Annotated in this window: 28 protein-coding genes and 1 tRNA gene; 15 read left to right on the plus strand and 14 right to left on the minus strand. The window is 64.7% G+C overall.

The genetic code is table 11. The features are described 5' to 3' along the window. Positions 1 to 6: 6 nt before the first annotated feature. From AB4Y42_RS01000 to AB4Y42_RS01015, 4 genes are all read right to left on the minus strand, one after another. Complete coding sequence (locus tag AB4Y42_RS01000) at positions 7 to 501, minus strand: arsenate reductase ArsC (RefSeq protein WP_368693116.1); 495 nt, start codon at positions 499 to 501, stop codon at positions 7 to 9. Positions 502 to 524: 23 nt separating this feature from the next. Next, entirely contained in the window at positions 525 to 1,001 is a 477-nt protein-coding gene (locus tag AB4Y42_RS01005; RefSeq protein WP_368688312.1) for an ArsI/CadI family heavy metal resistance metalloenzyme, read from the minus strand. Positions 1,002 to 1,013: 12 nt separating this feature from the next. Next, positions 1,014 to 1,337, minus strand: coding sequence for an ArsR/SmtB family transcription factor (locus AB4Y42_RS01010; RefSeq protein WP_368688311.1), 324 nt, complete (start codon positions 1,335 to 1,337; stop codon positions 1,014 to 1,016). A 435-nt stretch (positions 1,338 to 1,772) separates the two neighbouring features. Further along, positions 1,773 to 4,712, minus strand: coding sequence for a GH92 family glycosyl hydrolase (locus AB4Y42_RS01015; RefSeq protein WP_368693117.1), 2,940 nt, complete (start codon positions 4,710 to 4,712; stop codon positions 1,773 to 1,775). A gap of 366 nt (positions 4,713 to 5,078) precedes the next feature. On the opposite strand from AB4Y42_RS01015, the gene AB4Y42_RS01020 reads away from it, so the two are divergent. After that, entirely contained in the window at positions 5,079 to 5,423 is a 345-nt protein-coding gene (locus tag AB4Y42_RS01020) for a cupin domain-containing protein (protein ID WP_368693118.1), read from the plus strand. Between the two features lie 126 nt (positions 5,424 to 5,549). Here the strand turns inward: AB4Y42_RS01020 and AB4Y42_RS01025 are convergent, their stop codons facing one another. The 8 genes from AB4Y42_RS01025 to AB4Y42_RS01060 form a co-directional block, all read right to left on the minus strand. Continuing rightward, the gene (locus tag AB4Y42_RS01025) at positions 5,550 to 5,954 is read right to left on the minus strand and encodes an SRPBCC domain-containing protein (RefSeq protein ID WP_368693119.1); all 405 of its coding nucleotides are present in this window, start codon (positions 5,952 to 5,954) and stop codon (positions 5,550 to 5,552) included. Next, positions 5,951 to 6,265: a metalloregulator ArsR/SmtB family transcription factor gene (locus AB4Y42_RS01030; protein WP_368693120.1), complete on the minus strand. Its 315-nt coding sequence runs from the start codon at positions 6,263 to 6,265 to the stop codon at positions 5,951 to 5,953. The genes AB4Y42_RS01025 and AB4Y42_RS01030 overlap by 4 nt, the downstream gene beginning before the upstream one ends. Positions 6,266 to 6,346: 81 nt before the next feature. Further along, positions 6,347 to 6,613: a hypothetical protein gene (locus tag AB4Y42_RS01035; protein WP_368693121.1), complete on the minus strand. Its 267-nt coding sequence runs from the start codon at positions 6,611 to 6,613 to the stop codon at positions 6,347 to 6,349. A gap of 105 nt (positions 6,614 to 6,718) precedes the next feature. Beyond that, positions 6,719 to 6,994 (minus strand): DUF6566 family protein, encoded by a 276-nt coding sequence (locus AB4Y42_RS01040; protein WP_368688305.1) that lies wholly within the window; start codon positions 6,992 to 6,994, stop codon positions 6,719 to 6,721. Positions 6,995 to 7,073: 79 nt separating this feature from the next. Continuing rightward, positions 7,074 to 7,487 (minus strand): Hsp20/alpha crystallin family protein, encoded by a 414-nt coding sequence (locus AB4Y42_RS01045; RefSeq protein WP_368688304.1) that lies wholly within the window; start codon positions 7,485 to 7,487, stop codon positions 7,074 to 7,076. 34 nt (positions 7,488 to 7,521) lie between these two features. Further along, complete coding sequence (locus AB4Y42_RS01050; protein WP_368688303.1) at positions 7,522 to 7,962, minus strand: Hsp20/alpha crystallin family protein; 441 nt, start codon at positions 7,960 to 7,962, stop codon at positions 7,522 to 7,524. Between the two features lie 287 nt (positions 7,963 to 8,249). Then, positions 8,250 to 8,322 (minus strand) — tRNA-Lys (locus AB4Y42_RS01055). Positions 8,323 to 8,367: 45 nt separating this feature from the next. Continuing rightward, positions 8,368 to 8,940, minus strand: coding sequence for an Hsp20/alpha crystallin family protein (locus AB4Y42_RS01060; RefSeq protein WP_368693122.1), 573 nt, complete (start codon positions 8,938 to 8,940; stop codon positions 8,368 to 8,370). 214 nt (positions 8,941 to 9,154) lie between these two features. On the opposite strand from AB4Y42_RS01060, the gene AB4Y42_RS01065 reads away from it, so the two are divergent. The 8 genes from AB4Y42_RS01065 to AB4Y42_RS01100 all read left to right on the plus strand — a co-directional run bounded on the left by AB4Y42_RS01065 (position 9,155) and on the right by AB4Y42_RS01100 (position 16,069). Further along, on the plus strand, positions 9,155 to 9,799 hold the full coding sequence (locus AB4Y42_RS01065) for a diguanylate cyclase (protein ID WP_368693123.1): 645 nt from the start codon (positions 9,155 to 9,157) through the stop codon (positions 9,797 to 9,799). A 169-nt stretch (positions 9,800 to 9,968) separates the two neighbouring features. Next, entirely contained in the window at positions 9,969 to 10,286 is a 318-nt protein-coding gene (gene groES, locus AB4Y42_RS01070) for a co-chaperone GroES (RefSeq protein WP_368693124.1), read from the plus strand. A gap of 75 nt (positions 10,287 to 10,361) precedes the next feature. Continuing rightward, positions 10,362 to 11,984 (plus strand): chaperonin GroEL, encoded by a 1,623-nt coding sequence (gene groL, locus AB4Y42_RS01075; protein ID WP_368693125.1) that lies wholly within the window; start codon positions 10,362 to 10,364, stop codon positions 11,982 to 11,984. 109 nt (positions 11,985 to 12,093) lie between these two features. Next, positions 12,094 to 12,354, plus strand: a complete 261-nt coding sequence (locus tag AB4Y42_RS01080) for a hypothetical protein (RefSeq protein WP_368688299.1) — start codon at positions 12,094 to 12,096, stop codon at positions 12,352 to 12,354. Positions 12,355 to 12,407: 53 nt separating this feature from the next. Then, positions 12,408 to 12,827 carry a hypothetical protein gene (locus tag AB4Y42_RS01085; RefSeq protein ID WP_368693126.1) on the plus strand — a complete coding sequence of 140 codons (420 nt, stop codon included), beginning with the start codon at positions 12,408 to 12,410 and terminating at the stop codon, positions 12,825 to 12,827. Between the two features lie 374 nt (positions 12,828 to 13,201). Continuing rightward, a complete protein-coding gene (locus AB4Y42_RS01090) occupies positions 13,202 to 13,846 on the plus strand; it encodes a PadR family transcriptional regulator (protein ID WP_368693395.1) in 645 nt (214 codons plus the stop codon). Positions 13,847 to 13,911: 65 nt separating this feature from the next. Further along, positions 13,912 to 14,721, plus strand: coding sequence for a siderophore-interacting protein (locus AB4Y42_RS01095; protein ID WP_368688297.1), 810 nt, complete (start codon positions 13,912 to 13,914; stop codon positions 14,719 to 14,721). Positions 14,722 to 14,782: 61 nt separating this feature from the next. Beyond that, positions 14,783 to 16,069, plus strand: coding sequence for an MFS transporter (locus tag AB4Y42_RS01100; protein ID WP_368693127.1), 1,287 nt, complete (start codon positions 14,783 to 14,785; stop codon positions 16,067 to 16,069). 194 nt (positions 16,070 to 16,263) lie between these two features. Here AB4Y42_RS01100 and AB4Y42_RS01105 read toward each other — a convergent pair whose 3' ends face one another. Next, a complete protein-coding gene (locus tag AB4Y42_RS01105; protein WP_368688295.1) occupies positions 16,264 to 17,418 on the minus strand; it encodes a porin in 1,155 nt (384 codons plus the stop codon). A gap of 595 nt (positions 17,419 to 18,013) precedes the next feature. On the opposite strand from AB4Y42_RS01105, the gene dbpA reads away from it, so the two are divergent. The 6 genes from dbpA (at position 18,014) to AB4Y42_RS01135 (ending at position 24,966) form a co-directional block, all read left to right on the plus strand. After that, positions 18,014 to 19,420 carry an ATP-dependent RNA helicase DbpA gene (dbpA, locus tag AB4Y42_RS01110; protein WP_368693128.1) on the plus strand — a complete coding sequence of 469 codons (1,407 nt, stop codon included), beginning with the start codon at positions 18,014 to 18,016 and terminating at the stop codon, positions 19,418 to 19,420. 95 nt (positions 19,421 to 19,515) lie between these two features. Beyond that, positions 19,516 to 20,166 carry a DsbA family oxidoreductase gene (locus AB4Y42_RS01115; protein WP_368693129.1) on the plus strand — a complete coding sequence of 217 codons (651 nt, stop codon included), beginning with the start codon at positions 19,516 to 19,518 and terminating at the stop codon, positions 20,164 to 20,166. A 161-nt stretch (positions 20,167 to 20,327) separates the two neighbouring features. Continuing rightward, positions 20,328 to 21,044 (plus strand): DUF3348 domain-containing protein, encoded by a 717-nt coding sequence (locus AB4Y42_RS01120; RefSeq protein ID WP_368688291.1) that lies wholly within the window; start codon positions 20,328 to 20,330, stop codon positions 21,042 to 21,044. A gap of 22 nt (positions 21,045 to 21,066) precedes the next feature. Continuing rightward, a complete protein-coding gene (locus AB4Y42_RS01125) occupies positions 21,067 to 23,685 on the plus strand; it encodes a DUF802 domain-containing protein (protein WP_368693130.1) in 2,619 nt (872 codons plus the stop codon). Next, on the plus strand, positions 23,682 to 24,329 hold the full coding sequence (locus AB4Y42_RS01130) for an OmpA family protein (protein ID WP_342918752.1): 648 nt from the start codon (positions 23,682 to 23,684) through the stop codon (positions 24,327 to 24,329). Before AB4Y42_RS01125 ends, AB4Y42_RS01130 begins: the two co-directional genes overlap by 4 nt. Next, the gene (locus AB4Y42_RS01135) at positions 24,319 to 24,966 is read left to right on the plus strand and encodes a DUF2894 domain-containing protein (protein ID WP_368693131.1); all 648 of its coding nucleotides are present in this window, start codon (positions 24,319 to 24,321) and stop codon (positions 24,964 to 24,966) included. The genes AB4Y42_RS01130 and AB4Y42_RS01135 overlap by 11 nt, the downstream gene beginning before the upstream one ends. Positions 24,967 to 24,971: 5 nt before the next feature. Here AB4Y42_RS01135 and AB4Y42_RS01140 read toward each other — a convergent pair whose 3' ends face one another. Continuing rightward, entirely contained in the window at positions 24,972 to 26,093 is a 1,122-nt protein-coding gene (locus AB4Y42_RS01140; RefSeq protein WP_368688287.1) for a 3-deoxy-7-phosphoheptulonate synthase, read from the minus strand. Positions 26,094 to 26,194 lie beyond the last annotated feature (101 nt).

Raw genomic sequence — 26,194 nt, forward strand, 5'->3', positions numbered from 1 at the left:
GAGGATTCAACTCTGAAGGATGTCGTTTAGCGCCTGCTGCAACTCGGTGTTGTCCAGACTTTCGAGTGGGAGCGCGAGCAGTTGCAGCATGCGGTAGCCGATCGCTTCGCGCGTGAGTTCGAACGCGTGCCGCTTGCCTTCATCGCCGCCTGGCGCGTTCGACGGATCGGCGTAGCCCCAGTGGACCTTGACAGGGCTACCCGGCCAGAACGGGCACTGTTCGGCCGCGGCGCTATCGCAAACCGTGATGACGATGCGCATCTGCGGTGCGCCGTCCTGCGCGAATTCGTCCCAGCTTTTGCTGCGATAGCCCTGCGTATCGATACCGGCGTTCGTCAGCGCTTCGAGCGTGAACGGATTAATGCGACCGCTCGGGGCGCTGCCCGCGCTGTACGCGCGGACGTCCTTGCCGAGCTTCTTCGCCCAGTGGTTCAGCATGCCTTCGGAAAGCACACTGCGCGCGGAATTGTGCGTGCAGAGGATCAGTACGTTCGTGGTCATTGTCTTATCAGCGGGCAGCGTGATCAGCAGCAGGCCGAACCGGCAGGTTTAACAGGGATGCCAACGGGTTTGCCGCTCGGGGCACAGCAGGACGTTGCCCCTGCCGACGACGATGTTTGCCTGCTCTCGCCATATACCGGAGCGCCGTCCAGCGTATGGAAGTGCTCCCAGGCAATCCCCTGAGGATCGAGAACCCAGTGCTTGTCGCTGCGCGCATAGCAGCAGGTTGTCTCGCCCTGGTCGAGCAGGGCCATGTCCGCCGCCTCTGCCCGCGTTGCGAGTTCGGCAAGCTCGGCCGCGTCGTCCACCTGGAAGCCGAGGTGGTCCACGCCGGCCTTCGTGCCGCGCGTTGAAATCGCAAAGTTCACGCGAGGATCGTCCAGCATCCATTTCGCGTAGTCCACCTCGACGCGCGCCGGTTCTGCGGCGAACAGCTTCGAATAGAACGCGATACTGGCTGCGAGGTCGTCAACGTGGACGTGGATGTGAAACCGCTTCATGGTGGTTCTCCGTCAGCATTTGCATGAGTCCGCGCCAGGTTGAAGGCAAGGCTGCCCCTGACAGCAGTTTTCGGTCAGGAAACCCATGACCGCGCTCATCTGGTCATAGGCGGCCCGATAGATCAGGCTGCGCCCGTCGCGCTCCTGCGTGACGAGCCCCGCGTGCATCAGCTCCTTCAGGTGAAAGGAGAGCGTCGCATTGGGAACGTCGAGCTGTTCCGCCATGGCGCCCGGCGTCGAGCCGGTCGGACCAGCGACGACCAGCATGCGGAACACACGCAGGCGCAGTTCGTGGGCGAGCGCCGCGAGGGCGCGGATAACGTCTTTATCTTCCATAATTCCAATATATTCGAAATATTGCGTGAAAGCAAGCCACTGCGGCGGTTCACCGGGAACATACGCTCTCTGACTTCCATGCGCGGCCAAAACGCCGCGCTAGCTAGAAAACGACGGATGGCAACGCCGACGCAGTGAGGTCAACGGCGGCTATCGATTTGAGAGCGGACGTCAACGGGACGGTGGTCGAAGGACCGCTCAGGGTGGCGGATTCAACCTCCAGTGAGCTCGCTCAATTTGCCAACGCCAGGCGGAAAGCCCCGACGGCCCACAATGCGTCGGCCTGGAGAAGCGGCTGCGATCACACGAGCCAATCGGCAAGCGACGTCAGGCTGATCCCTGGCCGCACAGGGTCCCGATTATGCGCTAGCCCACCCGCCTGCATCGGCGATATCGGGTGCACGTTGGGCGCCGCCTGCGCGGCGCCCAACGTGTTCAAGGCGCTGCCGCGATACCGAACACGTGCAACTTGCCTTCGCTGGACTGCCTCGGCAATGTGACGCTCGCCACCAGCTTGCCGGGTGTCAACGGCACCGACTGCGCAAACAGATAGGTCTTGACGCCGTCGGTCGAACCATTGCCGCCATTGCGATACGCGGTGGTCAACGCGATCGGGTCCACCGGTGCCGCACTGCCGCCATTCAGGGTCCAGTCGTCAAACGCGAGCGTGAACGGCGTGACCGTGCCATCGGTATAGGTCACGAGCGCGGCGCCCGAGCCGGGGCCGTTGTTGGCCGAACCCAGCAGAACCAGCGAATGGCCGGTCGTGCCGGGCGGCATCGCAATCGTCTGTCCTACCGCCACCGCATTATCGAGCGGTCCATTCGACAGAACGAAGCTTGCTCCGCCGACGACGAACGGCTTGCCCGGTGTCGCGCCGGCCGCCGCCAACGCAGTCGACGAGTAGCTGAACAGAGAGCCGTCGAAGTCCGAACCGAGGCCGTCGGTGTCGGTGCTGCCGTCGGCGCTGATGCCGTGGTTGTTGAAAGCATCCGCCACGTTGCGCGCAACCGGCACCCCATAGGACGGCGGCGCCTCGGCCGGGTTCGCGCCCCACTGCGAAGGCGACGAACCCATCACGAAGTTCAGCGTCGCGCCGTTGGCAAGTGCGTCGACGTCCAGCCAGGAACTATTGTGAGCGCTGCCATTGACGGTGAGCCCCTGCACATAATTCGCGCCAGGCGCGCCGGGTGCATTGATGCGCAAGGTCTTGCCGTTCCCGAGATGAACGACGATCGAGGAGAATTGCGGGCTGCCGATCGCAAAGCCCCCGACACCCGGGATCTCCGGATAGAGGCCCAGCGCGCCCCACACATACCAGCCCGACACGGCGCCCAGGTCGTCATTGCCGGGCAAACCGTTCGGCCCTGTGCCAAAGGCGCTCGCCATGATCTGCTGGACGACATTCTGCGTGCCCGACGGCGAACCCGCCCAGTTATACAACCAGGGCACCTCGAAGGTCGGCTCGTTGCCCATATAGAAGTTGGGCAGCGTCGTCCCCGCGTTCAGCACGGTAAAGAACGTATTCAGCCGCGACACCACCGCCGTATTTCCGCCCAGTTGCGCGAACAGCCCGGCCGGGTTGAACGGCACCATCCACGTGTACTGCTCGGCGTTGCCCTCCACGTAGTTGTCGGTGCTGCCCTGGTTCTCCGCAATCCACGTGCCGTCGGAGTTGCGTCCGGCGATCAGAGGCGGCGTCAAGGAAGTGTTGAGCAGGTACTGCCAGTAAGCCGAGCGGCTACGCAGCATTTTCTGGATCGCCGTGTTGCCCAGTGCACCGGCAAACTGTGAGATCGCGAAATCGCTGCTGCCGTACTCCAGCGTGGACGAAGCCTGTCCCCATTCACCGTTCGTGATGTAGCCGAACTGGAGATAGCTGGCGCGCCCGCCGTTGGTCGTCACGCCGTTGCACGCGGTGCCGGGAATGTTGGCCATCTGGATCATATGGCTCAAGGCGCCCGCCGTATCGAACTTGCGCGCACCGAAGGCATACGCGCCCGCCACGATGATCGAGCCGGCGTCGCCCGGCATCACGCCGTCTTCGACGTTGTCATTGACCCAATGCGGAATTGCCCCGCACTGATCCGCATCGTTGACGAGCGACTGCGCCATGTCGCTCGTTTCCTCAGGAAATAGCGTGGCTTTGAGCGGTATCAGCGAACGATAGATGTCCCAACCCGAAAAGCTGGTGTACTGCGCAGCATGGCCAGCACTGACCTGATGAACCTTCTGATCGAAGCCGATATATTGGCCGTTCACATCGCTGAATACGCTCGGCGCCCATGATGCGTGATAGAAAGCCGTGTAGAACTTCGTCAACGCCGTGGTATCGCTACTGCTTACCTGAATGGTGTTGAGGCGCTGATTCCATATCGCATCGGCGACCTTCTTGACACCGTCGAAATCCCAGGAGGGGTTTTCTTTCTGGAGATTATTTTTGGCGTTTGCGACACTCACATATGAAATACCGACTTTCATCATGACAGTGGCGCCTTTGCCGAAATTCATCATGGCAACGCCATTGTTGAAAGATGACGTCTTTACAAATGGCTGACTGAATTCCGCATAAAAGTACACCGGAACATTCGTTGAATTACCGCAAAAATGTCCACCCGTGGTACTGCCCGAAATGGTTCTCGCGTCGACCTGCGTGACCGAGCCGGCTACGCTCGTCTGTGTGTTTGTATACGTCGTGTTGAGCACGAGCGTCGAAGGCTGATTGTCAGGATACGTGAAGCGACCAAAGCCGGTACGCAGGGTTGCAGTCAACTCGACCTTGACCTGGTTATCGAGCACGACGGAATAGGCGCCTGCTACCGACTTCTCGTTGGTATGGCTAAACGTCTGCGCGAGCGGCTTGCTGGCATCGAGCGTCGGCATGACGGGGAATTCGCCGTCGTTGCCGGAACAACCGGCGCCGCTCATATGGGTGAGACTGAAACTCTGGATCGAGCCGATGTCGTAGTAGTAACCGGCCGGCGAACCGGGCTCCGCGCTGTTCGAGGGAGCCGAGGTGGTATTCGTATCGGGTGCCCACTGCACCATGCCGTTCGGCAGGCCCGCTGCGGGGACGACACTGCCAGCCTGCCCTGCTGGCACTGGGTTCGGAGAGTTGCTGGCCAACGTGCCGATCAGCGGATTGACATACCGCGTCAATTGCGTGGTGCCATGATCGGAAGCGGGAATTTCCTCGGCGGCGGCGACAGCCGCGTTTGCATTGCTGGAACCCGCACCGGGACTACTCTGAGCCGTTCCCTGAAGCTGGTCAGCCGCGACAGCGGCGGAGCCGGACTGGCCTGGACTATCTCCTCCACAACCCGCCAAAGAACCAATGATGATCATGGCGGCCGCAAGACGGCGTAAATCTATCATGGCTGTCTCCTGAGTATCACTACGCGTATCTAATTTGTTTAGTTATCCTGTTTATCGAGGTAGCATGTGGTATCTGGCTCGAAGTCATGCTATACGAGACATTTGAATGGCGTCAATTGATTATCTATTGGCGTTTTGTGTTTATCAGAAATTACTAAACAAGCGAATTCCTGACGCAACTTCGCGTGTTAGTCGCTTCGCATAATCGGTCTAACATGTACGAGCATGTTCACGGCGAAGACGACTGAGTTCACGTGTGTCAGATTGTTATGCAGGCGCGCAACTGCGCTAAAAGTGCCGGAACGGTGGCAGGAACAATCGATGCGTACCTGGCGTTTTTATCAGCCCATAGGCAGGAGCGAGCGCATGATAGAACCAACTGACTTTCTGGCCATGACAGCTGACCTACGCGAGGGTTATCGCAATGAGGTCGTCACGACGGTCAACGATCACGACATTCACGTCAGCGTGATGGAGGTGCCGTACTTCTGGCATTTCCATCCCGATTCCGATGAGACGTTCATCGGAATCGAAGGCGTATTGATAATCGATTTTGAAGAAGGGGCAATAGAGTTGCGCGCGGGTCAGTTGCTGACCATTCCCGCAGGCGTGCGCCACCGCACGCGTCCCGGCGGCGCACGCTCGATCAACCTGACGGTGGAAAAAGCCAATGCCACGACGATCCGCTGTGACGCTCCCCGGGAAGGGTGACGACATTAAGGTCGAACGCCGGAGCAATCGAGGCCTGTCTGGCAAATCGAAGTCGCCGGCAGGACTACCAGGTAATACGCAGCGAGAATAACGGGCATTGCACCAGGAGTGCAAGCACCCACGCCCTCACACGTGCAGTACGTCCTGGAGCCGCTGAATGACGTCCGGCCATCCCTTGCCCATGCCCTGGAAAGCTGCCTTGCCGAGCGGCGAATCGAGGTCGAAGCCCTTGTGCTCGAGCGACAGGCGGGTACCGCTTCCTTCGGCTTCGAGCCGCCATGTGATCGTCGTGTTCAGCGTGCCGGGTGCGAACGAATAGGACAGCAGCCGTTCATGCTCGACGGCGACGACCTCACAAGGCTGCTGGCCCCACGGTCCCATATCCAGCGTGAAGCGATGCCCGACGACCGCGCGCACATCGCCAGCCGCCCACCATCTGGCGTGAATCGCAGGGTCGGTCAGGGCAGTCCAGACCCTCGCCGGCGAGTGCGGAATGAGGCGGGTGAGCTGGATGAGACCGGGTTCTGTCATTGCGTGTCCTTGTCGAGTATTTCAGTGAGTGCATCGAGACGTTGCTCCCAATACTGCTCGAACGGATGCAGCCACTCCGCGAGCTCCCTCAGCCTGCCTGCGTTCAATCCATAAAGGCGCTGACGTCCGCTCGCCTGTTCCGTGACCAGGCCCGCGAGACGCAAGACCTGCAGGTGCTCGGAAACCGCCGGGCGGTTCACGGCGAACGCGGACGCGATTTCCCCGGCTGCACGCGGGCCGCCGCGCAGCATCTCGAGGATGCGTCTGCGCGTCGGGTTTGCAATCGCCCCAAAGACATCGGTCGTAGTCATGGCATAGAATACGTCGGAAATCTCCGACGCGTCAATTGCCTGAGACTGCCCTTCCGCTTGGCCGTAGGCCCTATCGCGCACTCACACCCCGGAAACTCCGTCCCTGGCGTCCCCGCCTGCGTTAGCCCCGGGCGCGCGATTTCGCCACTCAACGCTGTCCGGATGCAGCACGTCGAGGACCGTCCGGCCCCTTTCCGTCAGGTGCGCGCGACGCCTGCCCACGGAGCCGTGTTCCAGCATCACCAGTTGCCGTTCGAGGAGCGCGTCCAGTTCGGCGCGGTTCATGTCGAGCTGGTCCGGTGCGTGGCGAACCAGCATCAGGGTTGCAAATTCGTGTGGACTGAGCATCGACGTCTCCCGTCAAGAATGGAACCGTGAACCGGGGCACGGTGCGGAAAAGCGAAACGTGTTAAACAGCGGACGCGGGCATTGCTACCCTGCAGAGGGGCATCTTCACCCGGATGATTCCCGTCGCCTCGTATCTGCGAAGCGTCCCGCATCGATCGCGCGGATGGCGTACTCGACCGTCTCCCGATGTGCGTCGTCCGCGCTTGGCCAGCGCTCTGCGACGCAAGGCAGATGCCAGTCCTCGACCGTCTGCTCGCCGCGCCGGATACGCACAATGGCCACGTATCTGCCTGATCCCTGCGGGAGTACGCAGTGCCGCACAGCAATAGCGCTGGTTTCGATCGCGAAGCCCTTCCAGTTCTGATTGCGTGTATCGTCCATGGTTGTCTGAGCGCATGCCAAAAACGGCGCGGACCCGGCGGCCCGCGCCGCACGACCGGAAACATTCCTGTGCATATGCCTAACCAACGCTCACCTCGATACGACGGGGCTTCGCTTCTTCGCGGCGAGGGATGGTCAGCCTGAGCACGCCATCCCGCAGTTGCGCGTCGATGCGCGAAACATCGAAGTCCGGGCTGAGCGCAAAGGCGCGCCGGAAATGCGGGTGGCGGACTTCGCCATGCTGCAGCCTCAGCCCGGATGGTGTCGGTATCACCGCCTCGGCCTCGATGGTCAGATTGCCGTCCTGTACGCGCACATCAAGATTCTCGCGCGGCACACCCGGCAGGTCCGCATACAGCGTGATGCCCCGGCTGTCCTCGAATACGTCGACGGCGGGCGCGATACGGGTGAGCTGCTTCGACGGTTCGCCGCGCACATCTGCGGAGATGTCGTTGCGCGCCGCACCCGTGGCCAGTTCAGTGCTGTCGTTCATGATGTCCTCCGTGGTCTCATGGTTCACGTCGCGCTCACTGCACGGTGACCGCGCGCGGCTTCGATGCCTCGGATCGTCCGACGCTGATGGTCAGGCAACCATTTGCGTAGCGCGCATTGACGTTCCCGGGATCCGCGTGCTGAGGCAGCTCGATGACGCGCCGGAACGCCCCCATGAAGCGTTCGCTGGCGTACACGCGTGCATCGTCACCCGCTTGCCGCTCCGGCGGCCTGCGTTCGCCACTGATCGTCAGCAGTCCCTTGTCAATCGAGACGTCGATCGTCGCCGGGTCGAGCCCAGGTGCAAAGGCAACGATCTCCACACTGTCGTCGGTACTGCCGATGTTGATAAGCGGAAACGTCTGGCTGCGCGTGGCGCGCAGGCTTGCGGGAAAGGCTGGAAAGAGGCTGGCCATCTGCCGTTGCAGGCGGTCGAATTCGCCCAGCAGATCGGTACTGAAGAAGGGATCGCTCATGACTGGCTCCTGGAAAACCGGGGCCGACACGGAGGACGAATGGAACCACGCGCTCCAGTCCGCATGTCCGTGGGAAACCCCGCCGACAAACAAATCGAAACACGCAGCGCTTATCGCGACTGCCTGAGCGATGAATAAAATAGCGCATGGAACGAAAATTTCAAGAGGTCCCGCAGCATCTCAAGAGCGACGTTTCATGGACGATGGTGACAGGTGTCGGGAACGGTGCCCGAGCGTGCGCGGCGCTGCGTCCGGTGGCCGCTGCGGCGCACACTCCCGGTTTGATGTGGGCCGTACTGGATTCGAACCAGTGACCAACGGATTAAAAGTCCGCTGCTCTACCAGCTGAGCTAACGACCCGGTCCACTTTTACCGTCACTGTCTCAACGCTTTCGCGTGCTTGCCCTAACCGATATCGATCGTCCGGCTCGCGCACGGCGCCGGTTCCATTTTCGGAATGGTCAACGTGAGAACGCCATTGTCGAACTTCGCCAGGGCGCGCCCGGGATCGGCGTACTCCGGCATCGGAATCGTGCGCACGAAGCGTCCATGGGCACGCTCCAGCCGATAGCAGCCGTTCTCCTCACTGCGCACATCCTGCTTCTTCTCGCCGCGCAGCACGATCGCACCGTCCTCGACGCTCGCCTGCAAGTCTTCGCGGTCCACTCCGGGCAACTCGGCAGTCACACGCAGCACCGGTCCTTCATCGACGACATCGATACGCGGCTGGAAGCGCGATGAACTGAAGTCGCCAAACCACCGATCGAGTGCGACACGGCCGGTAAGCGGGTCAAGAAAAAACTCCTCCACGGCGCGCCATGGTTCGCGGGTGAACAACCGCGCAATGTCGGGCAAGGACGTGCGCAATGGTTCGCTTTCGCTCGCCGGCGGCGGCGTTTCCGGGCCTCGTGCATCGGACTTGCGGGAGGCTGCTCGAAGGAACTTGAAGGGATTCCACCTTTTCGGATCAGGACTCATCGTATCCTCCTCTACGTTCTGGAAGGACAACCGGACTGCATCGATTGCGCCAAACGCGCCTGGCGACTTCACGGCCTGTGAAGGGCAGCCATAGGCGGTGCTCCGCCTACGGCTGCACGACAGCAAGCCTTGTCGCGTCTACCTGAGCGATGCATAAAATAGCCCATGGAACGGAAATTTCAAGTGGCCCTTGCAACACGCCACGGGAGGCTTCATGGACCTTTTCGACAGACTTCGGGAACAGGCCGAAAGCGTGCGCCTGCCGCTCTTCGCGGTCACCGTCAGCGCCGCTGCGCAGGTCAATACGCCGCTCGTCGCGATACTTCACTGGCACGGTTTCCGGCGCGCGACGCCGCTCATGCTGCCCGGCGTGGAGATACCGGCGCGGCCAGTCCCCTGCACCGCCGTCCAGATCGAGGCGCCCTGGCAGAGCGTCGAAGCCGTCGACGCCATGTTGCTCGACGCGGCCTGGCAGTTCGGTGCGTGGGAGGTCGAGCGCATCGAGCGGCGCGGCTGCAATACGATCGGCGCCGGCGCTGCCGAAGCGCTCGCCTGCCGCCAAGCGTTTGGCGACTACGGAAGCGACATCCCGCCCGACGAGGCACTCATTGACGGTGCGAATGATCGCGATGGCCTGATGCGACTGGCCGCGCGACGCGGCTACGTGCGGTGGCTCTTCCGACCGGTGAAGAGTGGCGTGTGGCGGGCGCTTGATGAAGCCGACGACAGCCTGGATGCGGACGGCGGTCGGCAGCCGCCCTGCCCCGTGGAGCCGCAGTCGCGCAGCGCGCGCGAGCGCGCCCCCGGACGTACGGTCTACCGCCTTGGGACTGTCGGCCGTATCCTTTTGCCGCTTTGAAATATTTTGTTACATTTGCGATTCGCGCTCCCTCTTGAACCTTGAAAGCGGCGCCTCTATTTCGCTTTCCGCCAGACACTGGCACGGCTGCACCGCAGCGCACTGCGCGCCGCGGCACCCGCAGCCGGATTCCCTTATTGGTGATCCTTTAATCGCTCAGGAGATGGAAATGCAGATTCGTCCCCTCTACGACCGGGTTATCGTCAAGCGAATCGAAACGCAGCGGACGACGGCCTCGGGCATCGTGATTCCCGATTCAGCGGCAGAAAAACCAGAACAGGGCGAAGTTGTCGCAACCGGCAGCGGCCGGCTGCTGCAGGATGGAACGCTGCGCGCGCTCCAGCTGAAGGTCGGTGACCGGGTGCTCTTCGGCAAATACTCAGGCCAGACCGTCAAGGTCGATGGCGAGGAACTGCTCGTCATGCGCGAGGAGGACGTCATGGGCGTCCTCGAGGCCGACGCGGGCGCCGCCCGCAAGGCCGCCTGAACTTTCGACCGCTCGCGGACACCCGCCCGGTCGTTCGCGACGTGTTGAGTCAACGACTTTACCCGGAGCAACAACATGAGTGCAAAAGACGTCAAATTCCATGACAGCGCCCGCGCCCGTATCGTCAAGGGCGTGAACGTGCTCGCCGACGCCGTGAAGGTCACGCTCGGACCCAAAGGCCGCAACGTGCTGATCGAGCGCAGCTTCGGTGCGCCGACCATCACCAAGGATGGCGTGTCGGTCGCGAAAGAAATCGAGCTGAAGGACCGCTTCGAGAACATGGGTGCGCAGGTGGTAAAACAGGTTGCATCGAAAACCGCCGACGTGGCGGGGGACGGCACCACCACAGCCACCGTGCTTGCCCAGGCGATCGTGCAGGAAGGCATGAAACACGTCGCCGCGGGCATGAATCCGATGGATCTGAAGCGCGGTATCGACAAGGCTGTCGCCGCCGTGCTCGACGAACTGCGCAAGCTGTCCAAACCGATTTCGACGAACCGCGAAATCGCTCAGGTCGGTTCCATCTCGGCCAACTCCGACGAGGCAATCGGGAAAATCATTGCTGACGCGATGGAGAGAGTCGGCAAGGAAGGCGTCATCACGGTCGAGGACGGCAAGTCACTCGAGAACGAGCTCGACGTGGTCGAGGGCATGCAGTTCGCCCGCGGCTACGTGAGCCCCTACTTCATCAACGATCCCGACAGGCAGGCCGCATATCTCGACGACGCGCTGATCCTGCTGCACGACAAAAAGATCTCGAATATCCGGGACCTGCTCCCGGTCCTCGAAGCCACGTCCAAGGCAGGCAAGCCCCTGCTGATCGTCGCGGAAGACATTGATGGTGAAGCACTGGCCACGCTTGTGGTCAACGCGATGCGCGGCATCCTGAAGGTCGCCGCCGTCAAGGCGCCCGGTTTCAGCGATCGTCGCAAGGCCATGCTCGAGGACATCGCCATCCTCACGGGCGCGACCGTCATCTCGGAAGAGACCGGCAAGCAGTTGCAGAAGGCCACGCTCGAGGATCTCGGGTCGGCAAAACGCGTCGAGGTCCGCAAGGACGACACCATCATCATCGATGGCGCCGGTGACCCGAAGCGCATCGAGGCGCGCGTGAAGTCCATCCGTGCGCAGATCGAGGACGCGACGAGCGATTACGATCGCGAAAAGCTGCAGGAGCGCGTCGCGAAGCTCGCTGGCGGCGTGGCCGTGATCAAGGTCGGGGCGGCCACCGAGGTTGAAATGAAGGAGAAGAAAGACCGCGTCGACGATGCGCTGCACGCCACGCGTGCGGCGGTCGAGGAAGGCATCGTGCCGGGTGGTGGCGTCGCGCTCGTGCGTGCGCGTTCGGCTGTGACGAGCCTGAAAGGCGTCAACAGTGATCAGGACGCGGGCATTCAAATCGTGCTGCGCGCACTCGAAGCGCCAGTGCGCGTGATCGCCTCGAACGCTGGCGATGAGCCTTCGGTGGTCATCGCGAAGGTGCTCGAGGGCAAGGGCAACTTCGGCTACAACGCGGCCACCGGCGAATACGGCGATCTTGTCGAGGCGGGTGTGGTCGATCCCACCAAGGTCACGCGCACGGCTCTGCAGAACGCCGCATCGATCGCAGGGCTGATCCTGACGACGGATGCGACGGTCGCCGACGCGCCGAAGGACGAGAAGCCGGCGCAGGCGAGCGCGCCGGAACTGGAGTACTGACCGCGTCGGTTCCGCTCTGCACCGGTCGTCCAGCCCGGCCGGTGCATTTTCTTCGGCACTGTTCTTTTAGTCTTCGCGGGGGCAGTGCCGCTTTTTGCCCTAAACCGTCATGAAACTCGAACTTCATATTGACTCAAGACCGCTCGACATCGAGATCGATGACGTCGTGGCGGGACTGCTGGCCGTGCGGCTTGACCTGCCGGCAGGCGCAGACAACCAGGATGCCCTCGCACGCTATCTCAGTGAAAAGGGTGAGCCGTGGATCCTTGACGAGGAACACATGCGCAGACGCATCCTTCGCCGGCTGATCCTGGACATTGCTGACCCGGCGCTCATAATCCGCCATCTGATGGCTGACGATTCACCGTGAGCAGACAGCCGAAATAATACGCTGGCCGCACGTGACTCTATTGGCATTCCTGTATGAAATCCGACGATAACCGGGCGCGCCTCTGCTCATCAACGAGACTTCCTCCCGGCGTGCTCGGGTGCGACTACCTCAAGTTTCTGCAGCTGCGTATCGACGATCGATTGCTCACGCTGAGCGACAGGGCAGTCGACGACGACAGACTGGTGGAAGCGACGAATGCTATCCGCTGCGGCGCAATGCGCAGGGCGCGCCCGGCAATGAAAGTCTTCTTTGATGGTTGCCAGTTCTGGGTCGCCAGTCATCTGCACCGCTATCTCGCAGCCCGCCGCCTCGATGCCAGCCATCAGGAATTCTGGTGCGAAATCGAACCGGGCTGGAGTATCAGTGCCGTGGAGTACGCGCTGAGCAACCTTGGATCTGGCGGCGACCTGAGCGTACTGCCCACCCGAGCGTTTGCTGGCAACACGTGCTAGTGCCCGGGTTGCGGGACCTCCGCAAAAATCTGCCCGATCACCGCAACGCCATCCGCGGCCCGTACGCCCTGGCCCTCAGGCAATACAAAGATCGGATTGATTTCCGCCTGCCTGTACCCGCCCGCCGGTCTATTTCAGCGCCGACCCAGATTCCGACCCCACATCATGCAGCACCGCAACCGTCGCCTTGTGCGCCGATAACCCCAAATATTTTCTTTGACAAACGCTCTTACGATATATATCTTAAGACATGTTTTAAGACACTCACCAGACAAGGGGGCCCTATGCGCCACCATCCGCACTTTGGTCACACCGGCCGTCAGGGCCACCCCGCGCGCGATCCGCGCGACTTCTTCGGCGGCCGCCACCCGGCCATGCAGGCGCTTCACGCGCTGCGCCACGCAATTGGCCGTCATCGCGGCGGCGACGGTCCTGGCGATTTTGGCGATCGCTTCGGCGAGGGTTTCGGCCGCGGCTTCGGCGGTTTCGGCGACGGCGACGGTTTTGGCCGTGGCCGCAAGTTCACGTCCGAAGACCTGCAACTCATGCTGCTCGTGCTGCTCGCCGAGCGCCCGAGCCACGGCTACGAGCTCATCAAGGCACTCGACGCGCGTTCGAACGGCTTCTACAGCCCGAGCCCCGGCATGGTCTACCCGGCCCTCACGTACCTCGAAGAACTGGGCAATGTGAGCGTCACGCTCGAAGGCAACCGCAAGCGCTACGAGCTTTCGCCCGAAGGCCGCGCGTACCTCGAGACCAACCGCGAACGCGCGGACCTGATCCTCGCGAAACTCACGCACTTCGGCCGCAAGATGGAAGTCATGCGCCGCGCCATGGCCGGCGAAGATCCGGCCGAAGGCAGCGGCTGGGTGCGCGAGCTGATCGAGGCGCGCCGCGCGCTCAAGCGCGCGCTGCTGCGCCGTACCGACGCCGCGCCGGAAGAGCAGCGCCGCATCGCCGCGATTCTTGCGCGCGCCACCGAGGAAATCGAAACCGGCAGCGACAACAGCGACGTTTGACCGTCCGCTTGCACGCGCCACGCGGCGGCCCGCGCCGCGCCACCCCAACATCATCGGAGCCCTACATGCAGAACCCGTCCCAACTCGAAGTCGTCCGTGTGCGTCACCCGCTGAAGTTCCGACTGTTGCGTGTGGCGCGCGTCACGGCGCTCTCGCCCTCGCTCGTTCGCGTGACGCTCACGGGCGATCTGAGCGACTTCGTCTCGGCGTCGTTCGACGATCACATCAAGGTGTTCTTTCCCGCCGCCGGCGAGGAAAAGCCAGTACTGCCAACTTTGGGTCCCGACGGCGTCGTGTTCCCCGAAGGCGTCGAGCGCCCCGCGGCGCGCGACTACACGCCGCGCCGCTTCGATACGCAGGCGAATGAACTCGATCTGGAATTCGCGCTGCACGAAGCCGGCCCGGCCACGGCATGGGCGGCACAAGCGCAGCCCGGCCAGTATCTCGGCGTGGGCGGCCCGCGCGGCTCCATGGTGATTCCCACGGGCTTCGACTGGCATCTGCTGATCGGCGACGAAACGGCGCTGCCCGCCATTCAGCGCCGCCTCACGGAGCTGCCGCCCGGCGCGCGTGTAGCGGTGGTCGTCGAAGTGGCGAATCGCGAGGCCCGCATCGAACTGCCCACCGATGCGGATCTCTACGCCACGTGGTGCTATCGCGACGAGAGCGAGTCGGAGCATCCGCTCGTGGACGGCGTGTCCGAAGTTTGGCTGCCGCCGGGCGAGGGCTACGTCTGGGCCGCCGGCGAAGCCTCGGCGATCCGCGCGGTGCGCGCGCATCTGTGCAACGAGCGCGGCGTCGAAAAGAAGCGCATTCGCGCTTCCGCCTACTGGCGCCGCGGCGCGCAGGGGGCCCACGAAACGATCGACGACTGATCGATCACGCTGGCGCGGCAACACTGCCGCGCCTTTTTACTTTCAGGCGCCAAGCCCATACATGACCACTTCTCTCACACCGCTGCGCGAACGCACCCTGCTCTGGCTGCTGGCGCTCACGCAGTTCACCGTCATCATGGATTTCATGGTGATGATGCCGCTCGGCCCGCAGATCATGCACGCGTTCGCGATCACGCCCGCGGCGTTCGCGACGGCCGTGTCCGCGTATTCGCTCTGTTCGGGTCTATCAGGACTCCTTGCTGCGACGTATATCGACCGTTTCGATCGCCGCCGCCTGCTGCAGGTGGCCTACGCGCTGTTCGCGCTCTCCAATCTCGCCTGCGCACTCGCCACGAACTTTCATCTGCTGCTCGCCGCGCGTGCGTTCGCGGGTCTCACCGGCGGCGTGCTCGGCTCGATCGTGATGGCGATCGTGAGCGACGTGATTCCCGCCGCGCGGCGCGGCGCGGCCACGGGCGTCATCATGACGGCGTTCTCCATCGCCGCCATCGCGGGCGTGCCGGCCGGCGTGCTGCTCGGCGCGCACTACGGCTGGAGCGCGCCGTTCATGTTGCTCGTGGTGCTCTCGGCGGCGATCTGGCTCGCGGGCTCGCGCGTCGTGCCGTCGCTCACGGCGCATCTCGGCCAGCGCACGCCGCTCGCGCACGTGCTGCCGAACCTCTGGCGACTGCTCACACTGCCGCGTCACCTGAAGGCCTTTGCGCTCACCTTCACGATGATGGCCGGGCACATGCTCGTGATCCCGTTCATCGCGCCGATGCTCGTCGGCAATCATGGCATCGCGCCGCAGCAGCTCTCGTGGCTCTATATGGCGGGCGGCGCGGCGACGTTCGTGACCTCGCGCGCGGTGGGCCGTCTCGCGGACCGCTACGGCAAGCGCCGCGTGTTCCGCGTGATGGCACTCGTTTCGCTCGTGCCGGTGCTGTTCGTCACCCATCTGCCCACGCTGCCGTTCCTCGCGCTCGTGGCGTTCTTCGCCCTGTTCATGATCTCGATGTCGGGCCGCATGGTGCCGATGCAGGCCTTGCTCACGACGATTCCCGAGCCCGCGCGGCGCGGCGCGTTCCTGAGCGCCAACAGTGCGGTGCAGGCGCTCGGCACGGGCATCGGCGCGTGGCTGGGCGGCCAGTGGCTCACGAATGGCGCGCATGGCGCGATCATCGGCTTCGGGCAGAACGGGTGGATTGCCGCGGCGCTCACGTGCGTGGCGGTGCTGTGGGTTTCGCGGGTGCGGGGGGCATCGGAAGACGTGCCGAATGACGTCGCCGTGTCGGCAAGTGCAGTGCCTGCGGCTGCGACCGCTGCTGCGGCGGCCGCAAAATCCTGAGCTACAAAAGAAAACCGGTTCGCAGCCGTGGCGCGCCTCATGAGCGCGCCACGCACCGCGAACCGGTCGTGCTTCAGGTAGAAAGCGGATGAAACCACGGGCCTCGGGTAGATTCGCCCGCGTGCAGCGCGGGACCCGACCGGCCGATCGGGTTCCGCGCTGCGTCGCTCCACGAGGGAGCGAGCCAACGATGCTTAGAAGCGGTGACGCAGACCCACCGTTGCGGCGACCTGGTTCTGCGAGGTCGACGGCGACAGCGTGTTGATCATCGCAACGTTCGCGCCGGCGTCGCCGAGTTCGCCCGAAGCGTGCTGGTACACAGCGCCGGCGTAGACGTCGGTGCGCTTCGAGAGCGAGTAGTCAGCCGTCAGCGAGACGGTGTGCCACTTCGGATCGCCCGAACCGTTCGAACCCGTGACCTTGCCGTCCGTGAACGTGTACGCCGCGTTCAGGGCGAGAGCCGGCGTCAGTGCATAGGCGCCGTTCAGCTCGAAGTTGTCGAGGTGCAGGTTCGTGCCCGTGGGGATCGAGAACGTCGTGCCGCCCTGACCGCCGGCGATCAGGTTCTGGTACTGCGTGTGCGTCCACACGAAGCCAACCGTTGCCGGGCCGTAGTTGTAGTTCGCGCCTGCGCCGAACGTGCGTTGCGTTTGAGCCGACAGGTTGAAGTTGTTGCCGTTCGATGCCGAGCTCGCGCCGTTCGTGTTACCGGTGCGAGTGTTGTTGATCTGCAGGTAGGCAGCCGAGAAGTTCAGCGGGCCGTTGCCGTACGATGCGCCTGCGCTCCATGCGCGGTTGTTCGCGAACTGGCCGGCGTCATTGCTGAAGCCATACAGGCCGCCAAATTTGAAGCCCTGGTAGTTGACGCTCTGGTACTTGACCGAGTTCTTGATCGAGAACGAGTGGTCGAGGTTGTCGTTGTCGAACGGGTGAGCCGCGAGGTTGTTGCCGTAGCCGCTGCCGGTTGCCGAGAGCGGTGCCAGGTAGTCGACCATCGAGTCATACTGGCGGCCGAGCGTCAGCGTACCGAAGCGGTCGCTTTGCAGACCGACGAACGCCTGGCGGTTGAACATCGTGCCGCTCTCGGTGTCCTTGCCGTTGTTCAGGTTGAAGCCGTTTTCCAACGTGAAGATCGCATGCAGACCGCCGCCCAGGTCTTCGCTGCCCTTCAGGCCGAAGTACGTGTCGCCGACGGTGCCGCTACCCTGGTTCCATGCGGCGTGACCGCCTGCATTGTTCGCGTAGACGATACCCGCATCCAGTGCGCCGTAGAGAGTAACGCTGCTTTGTGCGTGAGCGGAGGCTGCGAATGCGCCGAGGACGCCCGCGATAATCAAAGTATTCTTCATGACTTTCCTTATGACATTCAGACCGCGCTGACGCGGCTCCGGGTATTGGAGCCACACCGGCAATCCCGGGCGAAGTCTACGTGTCAAAGGCTTTAAATCGCCTTGGCAAACGATGTAACAGTTATTTGCTGAATCTGGAAATATCGGAATAGTAATCCGTAAGTCATTGTGGCAAATAGGAAATACGGAGTAATACCCAGACCGGCCCGAACAGGCCGTGTGGCAAGCACGCGACGCCCGCTTCAGCGTGGAAAATCGATTATTGTGGAAACTGGATTAATCGCAGGCGATTTCGCGAGGTTAAAATCTTCGCGGCCGATGAAACTTTATGACCATGATCTTGGTCATATCGCGCGCGTGCATTATTGCTATATACGGCGATTATTATTGCGCGAAATCACGATTAACAAACGGATGATTTTCGGCCTCCTCTACGGTGCTCGCCGTCGCCCCTCGCGCGGCACGCGCGCGGGCGCGGGCGCGCGCATCCGTTAAAATCCCGGAACGCGCGCGCACCGCGAGCGCGCCATCCGCATCGACGCCACTTCTACCGAACGGCCGCGTCGCCCTCACCCGTCCGGCGCGAGACCCCGTCATGACAAACAAAGCCACTCCTACGCAAGCCCAGCCCTTCAGCGAGCTGCCGCTCGCGCCCGCCATGCTCGAGAACCTCACGCGCCTCGGTTACGTCGACATGACGCCGATCCAGGCCGCGAGCCTGCCCATCGCTTTCGCGGGCCACGACCTGATTGCCCAGGCCAAGACCGGCAGCGGCAAGACGGCGGCCTTCTCGCTCGCGCTGCTGTCGCGCCTCGACCCGCGCCGTCAGGACGTGCAGGCGATGATCCTCTGCCCCACGCGCGAGCTGGCCGACCAGGTCACGCAGGAAATCCGCCGCCTCGCGCGCGCGGAAGAGAACATCAAGGTGCTGACGCTGTGCGGCGGCACGCCCATGCGTCCGCAGGCGGCGAGCCTCGAACATGGCGCGCATATCGTCGTGGGCACGCCGGGCCGCATCATGGACCATCTGGAGCGCGGCAACCTCGCGCTCGGCGCGCTCAATACGCTCGTGCTCGACGAAGCCGACCGCATGCTCGACATGGGCTTTTTCGACGACATCGCCACCGTGGCGCGCCAATGTCCCAAGGAGCGCCAGACGCTGCTCTTCTCGGCGACCTATCCCGAAGGCATTACGAAGCTGAGCCAGCAATTCCTTCGGAACCCGAAGGAAGTCAAGCTCGAAGAGCATCACGACGACAGCAAGATCCGCCAGCGCTTCTATGAGGTCACGGAAGACGAGCGCCTGCATGCCGTGGGCATGCTGCTCAACCACTTCCGCCCCGTGAGCACGCTCGCGTTCTGCAACACCAAGCAGCAATGCCGCGACCTGCTCGACGTGCTGCGCGCGCAAGGCTTTCACGCGCTCGCGCTGCACGGCGAGCTCGACCAGCGCGAGCGCGACCAGGTGCTGATCCAGTTCGCCAACCGCAGCTGCTCGGTGCTCGTGGCGACCGACGTGGCCGCGCGCGGGCTCGACATCGCGCAGCTCGAAGCCGTGATCAACGTGGACGTCACCCCCGACCCGGAGGTGTACGTGCACCGCATCGGCCGCACGGGCCGCGCCGACCAGGACGGCTGGGCGCTCAGCCTCGCGAGCATGGACGAGATGGGCCGCGTGGGCGGCATCGAGCAGGCGCTCAAGCGCGAAGTCGAGTGGAGCCCGCTCGCGGAACTGAAGCCCGCCAGCAACGAGCCGCTGTTGCCGCCGATGGAAACGCTGCAGATCCTGGGCGGCCGCAAGGAAAAGATCCGACCCGGCGACGTGCTGGGCGCGCTCACGGGCGAAGCCGGCTTCAGCGGCTCGCAGATCGGCAAGATCAACGTGACCGACTTTTCGACCTACGTGGCCGTGGAGCGCAGCATCGCGCGCGACGCGCTGCGCAAGCTCAACGCGGGCAAGGTCAAGGGCAAGAAGGTCAAAGCCCGTATGATGGACGAATGAACTGACGAATCCTCCCCGCCGGGTGCGCACGCTGCTTGCGCACCCGCGCTGCACCGCGCCTCAGTTGCCCGGCGTTCAACCGGATCAGGAAATCCATGAAACAACCGCTCAGAATCGATTTCGTCTCCGACATCGCGTGCCCGTGGTGCGCCATCGGCCTCTCGTCGCTGAACCTCGCACTCGAACGGCTGCGCGACACCGTCGACGCACAGATCGTCGTGCACCCCTTCGAACTGAATCCGCAGATGGGCCCGGGCGGCGAATCCGTGGTCGAGTATCTCGGCAAGAAGTACGGCCGCACGGCCGAGCAGATCGCCGAAACGCAGGCCATGATCGGCGAGCGCGGCGCGAGCGTCGGCTTCGCGTTCGGGCCGCGCGAGCGCGTCTACAACACCTTCGACGCGCACCGTCTGCTGCACTGGGCCGGCATCGAAGGCAAGCAGTTGCCGCTCAAGCTGGCGCTGCTGCGTGCGTATCACGGCGAAGGCAAGGACACGAGCGACCATGCGATGCTCGTCGCGGCGGCGCAGTCCGTGGGGCTCGACGCAGACAAAGCGCGCGCCGTCCTCGAAAGCGGCCAGTATGCCGACGAGGTGCGCGCCGAAGAGCACGAATACCAGGCGGCCGGTGTCCAGTCGGTGCCGGCGATCATCTTCAACCAGCAGTATCTGGTCAGCGGCGGCCAGCCCGTCGAAACCTTCGAGCAGGCGATCCAGCAGATCCTGGCCGAGAGCGCCAAGGCCTGACGGCTCAGGCGCCTGAAGCCCCCGCGCGGCGCGGCCTCGCGCCCGCGGGCGCCGCGCTTTCACGGGCCGCCGCGCCGTCGTTCCGGCGCCCGGCAGACGGCCGATGCCGGCCGCCCCCTCGCGGGCGTGTAAACTAGCGGGTTTTTTGCCCAGGTGGAAAAGTGCTAGCCCCGCAGCGCCTCGCGTTGAGCGGCCCGACGCTCGTTCGCTTACTTGCCCGCTTCGGCGACGCCGAAGTGCCCGAATCCCGGCAATCGATCTCGGACCAGCTGAGCCAGTGGCTCGGCTGGACGGACGCCATCGCGCTTTCAACGGCGCTGAGCGTCCAGACGCCGGGCGGCGAGCCAGCCACGCGCGTGGGCGCCAGCGCCGAACAAAGCCAGAGCGAGCGCGTGCGCGCAACGCTGAGAAAGGCCATTGCGGGCGAAGGTGCGCCTGCGCGGCGCGACGGACGACGCACGCAGGCCGCCAGCCAGCCTGCCGATGTGGAACCCGATTTCGCGGATTTCCGCCAGCGCTACCTCGCCCTGCAGCAGGCGATGGAGACCGACATCGCCACGCTGCGCGCCCGCCTGCGTGCCGCGTTGGCCGCCCGTGCGCCTGCGCTCGCGCGCCTCGCGACGGTGGACGCCGTGATGGAGCAGGCGCTCGGCACGCGCGAGCGCAGCCTGCTCGCCGGCGTGCCCGCGCTGCTCGGCGCGCATTTCGAGCGGCAGCGTGCAGCCGCAGCGGCCGCGGCGGAGTCCGCCGGAGAAAGCGCGGCGCCGCACGCCTGGCTCGCCGGCTTTCGCAAAGATATGCAGAGCGTGTTGCTCGCCGAACTTGAGATTCGGTTTCAACCGGTGGAGGGGCTGCTTGCCGCCCTTCGCACCAGCTAACCCAAACGCTATGTCCCGCGCTATGTCCCGTTTTCGCATTGAACCTGTTGTCTTCGTCGTCGGTCTCGCCGCCGTGTGCTGGATCGGCGCCGGCTACGCGGTCACGAACCCGCTTGCGAGCGCCGTCACGCTGCTGATCGGCGCGTGCTATGTCACGGGCGCCTGGGAGCTTTATCGCTTCCAGCAGGCCACGACCACGCTCGCCCGGGCCGTCGCGCAACTGAACGCGCCGCCCGCGCGCCTGGCCGGCTGGCTCGACACGCTGCATCCGGGTCTGCGCAACGCCGTGCGCGCGCGCATCGAAGGCGAGCGCGTGGCCCTGCCGGGCCCGGCGCTCGCGCCCTATCTCACGGGCCTGCTCGTGCTGCTCGGCATGCTCGGCACGCTGCTCGGCATGGTCGTCACGCTCAAGGGCACCGGCGCGGCGCTGGAAAGCGCCACCGACCTCGATGCCATCCGCGCGTCGCTCGCCGCGCCGGTGAACGGCCTCGGCTTCGCGTTCGGCACCTCGATCGCCGGCGTGGCCACCTCCGCCATGCTCGGCCTGCTCTCGGCGCTTTGCCGCCGTGAACGCATCGAAGCCGGGCAGCAGCTCGACGTGAAGATCGCGACGACGCTGCGCGCCTTTTCGCCGGCCCATCAACGCGAAGCCTCGTTCAAGCTGCTGCAGCGCCAGGCCGACGCCATGCCCGCGCTGGTCGACAAACTCGGCGCGCTGATGACGCTGATCGAACGCCAGGGCGCCGCGCAGCACGAACAGCAGATCGCGACCCAACAGGCCTTTGCCGCAAACGCCGAAGCCGCCTGGAGCCGCCTCGCGGCTTCCGTGGGCCAGTCGCTCTTGTCGAGCGCCGCCGAAAGCGCACGCGCCGCGGGCGCGGCGCTGCAGCCCGTAGTCGAAGCGACCATGGCGGGCCTCGCGCGCGAATCGGCATCGATGCAGGGCGCGCTCACGCAGGCCGTGCAGCAACAGCTCGAAGGGCTCTCGCGCGGCTTCGAGGCGTCGACGACAAACGTCGCCGAGATCTGGAGCCGTGCGCTCGCGCAGCACCGCCAGACCAATGAGACGCTTGCCGCCGACCTGGGCGGCGCGCTGGAGCGCTTCAACGCAAGCTTCGAGCAACGTGCCTCAGGCCTGCTCGATGGCGTGTCGACGCGCTTCGAAAGCGCATCGGGAACGATGTCGCAGGCGTGGCAGGCAGCGCTCGAACAACAAGAACGCGCCGGCGAGAAGCTCGCCGCGGGCAACCAGCAGGCGCTCGCCACGGCAGCGGCCGCGTTCGAACAGCACGCGGCGTCGCTGCTGCGTGCGGTCGATGCATCCCACGCGGACCTGCAGACGAAGCTCGGCGCGCGCGACGAAGCGCGCCTCGCGAGCTGGGCCGAAGCGCTCGCGGCGATGGCCGCCACCTTGCGCACGGAGTGGGAAGCGACCAGCGCGGTGTCGGCGCAACGCCAGCAGGAAATCTGCGCGACGCTCGCGCAAACCGCGAACGAAATCGCTACGCAATCGCAGCAGCACGCCAGCAAGACGATAGCCGAGATCGATCGTCTGGTCGAAGCTGCCTCTGAAGCGCCGAAGGCCGCAGCAACCCTGCACGCGGAGATTTCCGCGCGCGACGATCAGCGCATCGAAACGTGGACCGCATCGCTCGCGACGATGGCCGCCGGGCTGCGTAAAGAGTGGGAAGAAACCAGCGCGGCAACCGCCCAGCGTCAGCAGGAAATCTGCGCGACGCTCGCGCAAACCGCGAACGAAATCGCTACGCAATCGCAGCAGCACGCCAGCAAGACGATCGCCGAGATCGATCGTCTGGTCGACGCCGCCGCCGACGCGCCGAAGGCCGCCGCGAACCTGCACGCGGAAATCTCCTCGCGCGACGAGCAACGCCTCGAGGCATGGAGCGCGTCGCTTGCCACGATGTCGGCCGCCTTGCGCGAGGAATGGGAAGCCACGAGCGCGGCCACCGCGCAGCGCCAGCAGGAAATCTGCGCAACGCTCGCCCAGGCCGCCAGCGACATCACCACGCAATCGCAGGCTCATAACGCCAGCACGATCGCCGAAATCGGCAGCCTCGTGCGGGCCGCGTCGGCCGCGCCGCAGGCCGCGGCCGAAGTCATCGCCGAGCTGCGCCAGAAACTGTCGGACAGCATGGTCCGCGACACCGCGATGCTCGACGAGCGCAACCGCCTGCTCGCCACGCTCGAAACGCTGCTCGACGCCGTGAACCGTGCCTCCACCGAGCAGCGCTCGGCGATCGACGCGCTCGTCTCCACGTCGTCGGATCTGCTCGAGCGCGTGGGCGGCCAGTTCAGCGCGAGCGTCGAAACCCAGAGCGGCAAGCTCGGCGCGATCGCCGCGCAGGTGAGCGGCAGCGCCGTGGAAGTGGCGAGCCTCGGCGACGCGTTCGGCGCGGCCGTGAGCGTGTTCGGCGAATCGAACGACAAGCTCGTGGCGCATCTCGAGCGCATCGAGGCCGCGCTCGACAAGTCGCTCGCGCGCAGCGACGACCAGCTCGCCTATTACGTGGCGCAGGCGCGTGAGGTCATCGACCTGAGCATGCTGTCGCAGAAGCAGATCGTCGAGAACCTGCAGCAGCTCGCGAGCCAGCGCGCCACCGCCGGAGCGGACGCGGCATGAACGACGAAATCGACGGCGGCGCGGCCCCCGCTGCGCCGGTCTGGCCCGCGTTCGCCGACCTGATGTCGGTGCTGCTGGGCGCGTTCCTGCTGATCCTCGTGGGCGTGGTCGGCATGCAGCTCGAACTGTCGAGCCGGCTCGCCAACGAAGTGAAACAGCGCAAGGCCGAAACGGCGCGCCGCAAGACGCTCGAAGAGGCGCTCGCGGGCCCGCTCGCGGCGGGGCGCGTGACGCTCGTGAACGGACGCATCGGCATTAGCGGCAGCGTGCTGTTCGCGCTGAACTCGGACCAGCTGACGCCGCAAGGCCGCGATCTGCTCAAGAGCCTCGCGGGGCCGCTCACGGCGTATCTGAAGAGCCGCGACGAAATCCTGATGGTGAGCGGATTCGCCGACGACCAGCAGGTCCACGCAGGCAACCGCCGCTTCGCCGACAACTGGGAGCTTTCGGCCGAACGCGCGCTGACGGTCACGCGCTCGTTCATCGACGCGGGCGTTCCCGCGTCGTCGGTGTTCGCGGCCGCGTTCGGCTCCGAGCAGCCGGTGAGCGCCAACACGGACGAAGCCGGCCGCGCGAAGAACCGCCGGGTGGAGATCGCGCCGGTACCGCGGCCGACCGTCGGCGAGGGCAAGCATGCTCAATGACGCGGGCCTGCAGGTCGAACGAACCGCTGCGCCCGACGCCCGCGCCCTGCTCGATGCCTGGCGCGCCCGCGGCGCCGACCAGCTCGACCCCGTGCGCTTTCACTTCATCGAGGCGCTGGAACGCCGCGCCTCCGCACACGCGGGTGAAGCGCGCCGGCTCCTCGACGCGCGACTCGCACAACTACTGAAAGCCTTTTCAGACGACCTCGCGCGCGAGGCATCGAAAATCACGCACGGGCTCGACACAAATACGCAGAGAAGCGAACTGGGCCGCCTCGTCGATTCGCTCGCGCGTGCGGAACCGGCCCAACCGGCGACGCGTGTGCGGCACGAGCCGGACCCGGAGCTGGTCGAATACTTCCGGCAGACGTGGTCGCGCGTGCGATCAGAAAAGCAGCTGCGGCAGTCGCTGGACCAGGTGCCGAGAAACGCGGGGCCGCTCAATTCGAGCAGCCTCGTGCATCGCGCGCTCTCGCTGATGCGCGAGGTTTCGCCGGGCTACCTGCAGCAATTTCTCGCCTATGCCGATGCGCTTTCGTGGCTCGAGCAATTGAATGCGAGCGTGGGAGTGGCGGCGCCGGTGAAAGAGGCGCCGCGGGCAACGTCAGCGAAGAAAGGCTCGCGCAAGGGGCGCTAGCGCCCTCACCCCGCCTTGCGGCGCTCGCGCACGGCCTGGGCCAGCCCATCGAGTACCGGGGCCGTCTGTGCCCAGCTGATGCACGCATCGGTGATCGACACGCCGCGCTTGAGCGGCACGCCCGGCTTCTGGTCCTGGCGCCCCTCTTCGAGATGGCTCTCGATCATCACGCCGACAATGCGCTTGTCACCGCCCGCCAGCTGCTCGCCGATATCGCGCGCCACCTCGATCTGGCGCTGATGCGCCTTGTTCGAGTTCGCGTGCGAACAGTCGATCATGACCTGCTCGCGCAGCCCCGCCTTCGCCAGCGCCGCGCAGCACGCCGCCACGGAAGCCGCATCGTAATTCGGCCCGCTCTTGCCGCCGCGCAGGATCACGTGGCAGTCGTCGTTGCCGCGCGTTTCGAAGATGGCGGCCATGCCCATCTTCGTCATGCCCATGAACGCATGGCTCGCGCGCGCCGCGACGATGGCGTCGGCGGCCACCTGCACGCCGCCGTCGGTGCCGTTCTTGAAGCCGATCGGGCACGAGAGGCCCGAGGCGAGCTGCCGGTGGCTCTGGCTTTCGGTCGTGCGCGCGCCGATCGCGCCCCACGCCACGAGGTCGGCGATGAATTGCGGGCTCAGCAGATCGAGGAATTCCGTGGCCGTTGGCAGGCCGAGCGCGTTGATGTCGAGCAGCAGCTGGCGCGCGGCGCGCAGGCCCTCGTTGATGCGGAAGCTGCCGTCCAGACGCGGGTCGTTGATATAGCCCTTCCAGCCCACCGTGGTGCGCGGCTTCTCGAAGTACACGCGCATGACGATCAGCAGGTCGTCCTCGAGCGTATCGGCCTTCGCCTTGAGCAGCTTCGCGTACTCGATCGCCTGGTCGTGGTCGTGGATCGAGCACGGGCCCACCACCACCACGAGCCGGTCGTCGCGCTGCGCGAGCACCTCGGCGATCTCGCTGCGGCTCGTTTCGACCAGCGTTTGCGTCTCCTGCGGCACCGGCAGCTCGTCGAGCAGCAGCGCGGGCGAGATGAGCGGGCGCACGGCGCCGATGCGCGTGTCGTCGATGCGGGTCGTGTCCTGGGTGGCGTCGGCCACGCCGACTTCCTGGTCGTGCTGCGGATTGTCGATACGGCTCAAGATGTTCTCCAACTGCGCTTTTGACGCGCGCATCATGCATGTGTGGGGGATGAATGCGCGATTATCGCATCCGGCGCGCCGTCGGTATCCGGAAACGTCAT

The organism is Paraburkholderia sp. EG286B, from assembly GCF_040965655.1.
GTDB lineage: Bacteria > Pseudomonadota > Gammaproteobacteria > Burkholderiales > Burkholderiaceae > Paraburkholderia.

Coding starts and splice junctions, on each gene's coding strand:
- AB4Y42_RS01000 (WP_368693116.1), bottom strand. CDS start 501: ATGACCACGAACGTACTGATCCTCTGCACGCACAATTCCGCGCGCAGT.
- AB4Y42_RS01005 (WP_368688312.1), bottom strand. CDS start 1,001: ATGAAGCGGTTTCACATCCACGTCCACGTTGACGACCTCGCAGCCAGT.
- AB4Y42_RS01010 (WP_368688311.1), bottom strand. CDS start 1,337: ATGGAAGATAAAGACGTTATCCGCGCCCTCGCGGCGCTCGCCCACGAA.
- AB4Y42_RS01015 (WP_368693117.1), bottom strand. CDS start 4,712: ATGATAGATTTACGCCGTCTTGCGGCCGCCATGATCATCATTGGTTCT.
- AB4Y42_RS01020 (WP_368693118.1), top strand. CDS start 5,079: ATGATAGAACCAACTGACTTTCTGGCCATGACAGCTGACCTACGCGAG.
- AB4Y42_RS01025 (WP_368693119.1), bottom strand. CDS start 5,954: ATGACAGAACCCGGTCTCATCCAGCTCACCCGCCTCATTCCGCACTCG.
- AB4Y42_RS01030 (WP_368693120.1), bottom strand. CDS start 6,265: ATGACTACGACCGATGTCTTTGGGGCGATTGCAAACCCGACGCGCAGA.
- AB4Y42_RS01035 (WP_368693121.1), bottom strand. CDS start 6,613: ATGCTCAGTCCACACGAATTTGCAACCCTGATGCTGGTTCGCCACGCA.
- AB4Y42_RS01040 (WP_368688305.1), bottom strand. CDS start 6,994: ATGGACGATACACGCAATCAGAACTGGAAGGGCTTCGCGATCGAAACC.
- AB4Y42_RS01045 (WP_368688304.1), bottom strand. CDS start 7,487: ATGAACGACAGCACTGAACTGGCCACGGGTGCGGCGCGCAACGACATC.
- AB4Y42_RS01050 (WP_368688303.1), bottom strand. CDS start 7,962: ATGAGCGATCCCTTCTTCAGTACCGATCTGCTGGGCGAATTCGACCGC.
- AB4Y42_RS01060 (WP_368693122.1), bottom strand. CDS start 8,940: ATGAGTCCTGATCCGAAAAGGTGGAATCCCTTCAAGTTCCTTCGAGCA.
- AB4Y42_RS01065 (WP_368693123.1), top strand. CDS start 9,155: ATGGACCTTTTCGACAGACTTCGGGAACAGGCCGAAAGCGTGCGCCTG.
- groES (WP_368693124.1), top strand. CDS start 9,969: ATGCAGATTCGTCCCCTCTACGACCGGGTTATCGTCAAGCGAATCGAA.
- groL (WP_368693125.1), top strand. CDS start 10,362: ATGAGTGCAAAAGACGTCAAATTCCATGACAGCGCCCGCGCCCGTATC.
- AB4Y42_RS01080 (WP_368688299.1), top strand. CDS start 12,094: ATGAAACTCGAACTTCATATTGACTCAAGACCGCTCGACATCGAGATC.
- AB4Y42_RS01085 (WP_368693126.1), top strand. CDS start 12,408: ATGAAATCCGACGATAACCGGGCGCGCCTCTGCTCATCAACGAGACTT.
- AB4Y42_RS01090 (WP_368693395.1), top strand. CDS start 13,202: ATGCAGGCGCTTCACGCGCTGCGCCACGCAATTGGCCGTCATCGCGGC.
- AB4Y42_RS01095 (WP_368688297.1), top strand. CDS start 13,912: ATGCAGAACCCGTCCCAACTCGAAGTCGTCCGTGTGCGTCACCCGCTG.
- AB4Y42_RS01100 (WP_368693127.1), top strand. CDS start 14,783: ATGACCACTTCTCTCACACCGCTGCGCGAACGCACCCTGCTCTGGCTG.
- AB4Y42_RS01105 (WP_368688295.1), bottom strand. CDS start 17,418: ATGAAGAATACTTTGATTATCGCGGGCGTCCTCGGCGCATTCGCAGCC.
- dbpA (WP_368693128.1), top strand. CDS start 18,014: ATGACAAACAAAGCCACTCCTACGCAAGCCCAGCCCTTCAGCGAGCTG.
- AB4Y42_RS01115 (WP_368693129.1), top strand. CDS start 19,516: ATGAAACAACCGCTCAGAATCGATTTCGTCTCCGACATCGCGTGCCCG.
- AB4Y42_RS01125 (WP_368693130.1), top strand. CDS start 21,067: ATGTCCCGTTTTCGCATTGAACCTGTTGTCTTCGTCGTCGGTCTCGCC.
- AB4Y42_RS01130 (WP_342918752.1), top strand. CDS start 23,682: ATGAACGACGAAATCGACGGCGGCGCGGCCCCCGCTGCGCCGGTCTGG.
- AB4Y42_RS01135 (WP_368693131.1), top strand. CDS start 24,319: ATGCTCAATGACGCGGGCCTGCAGGTCGAACGAACCGCTGCGCCCGAC.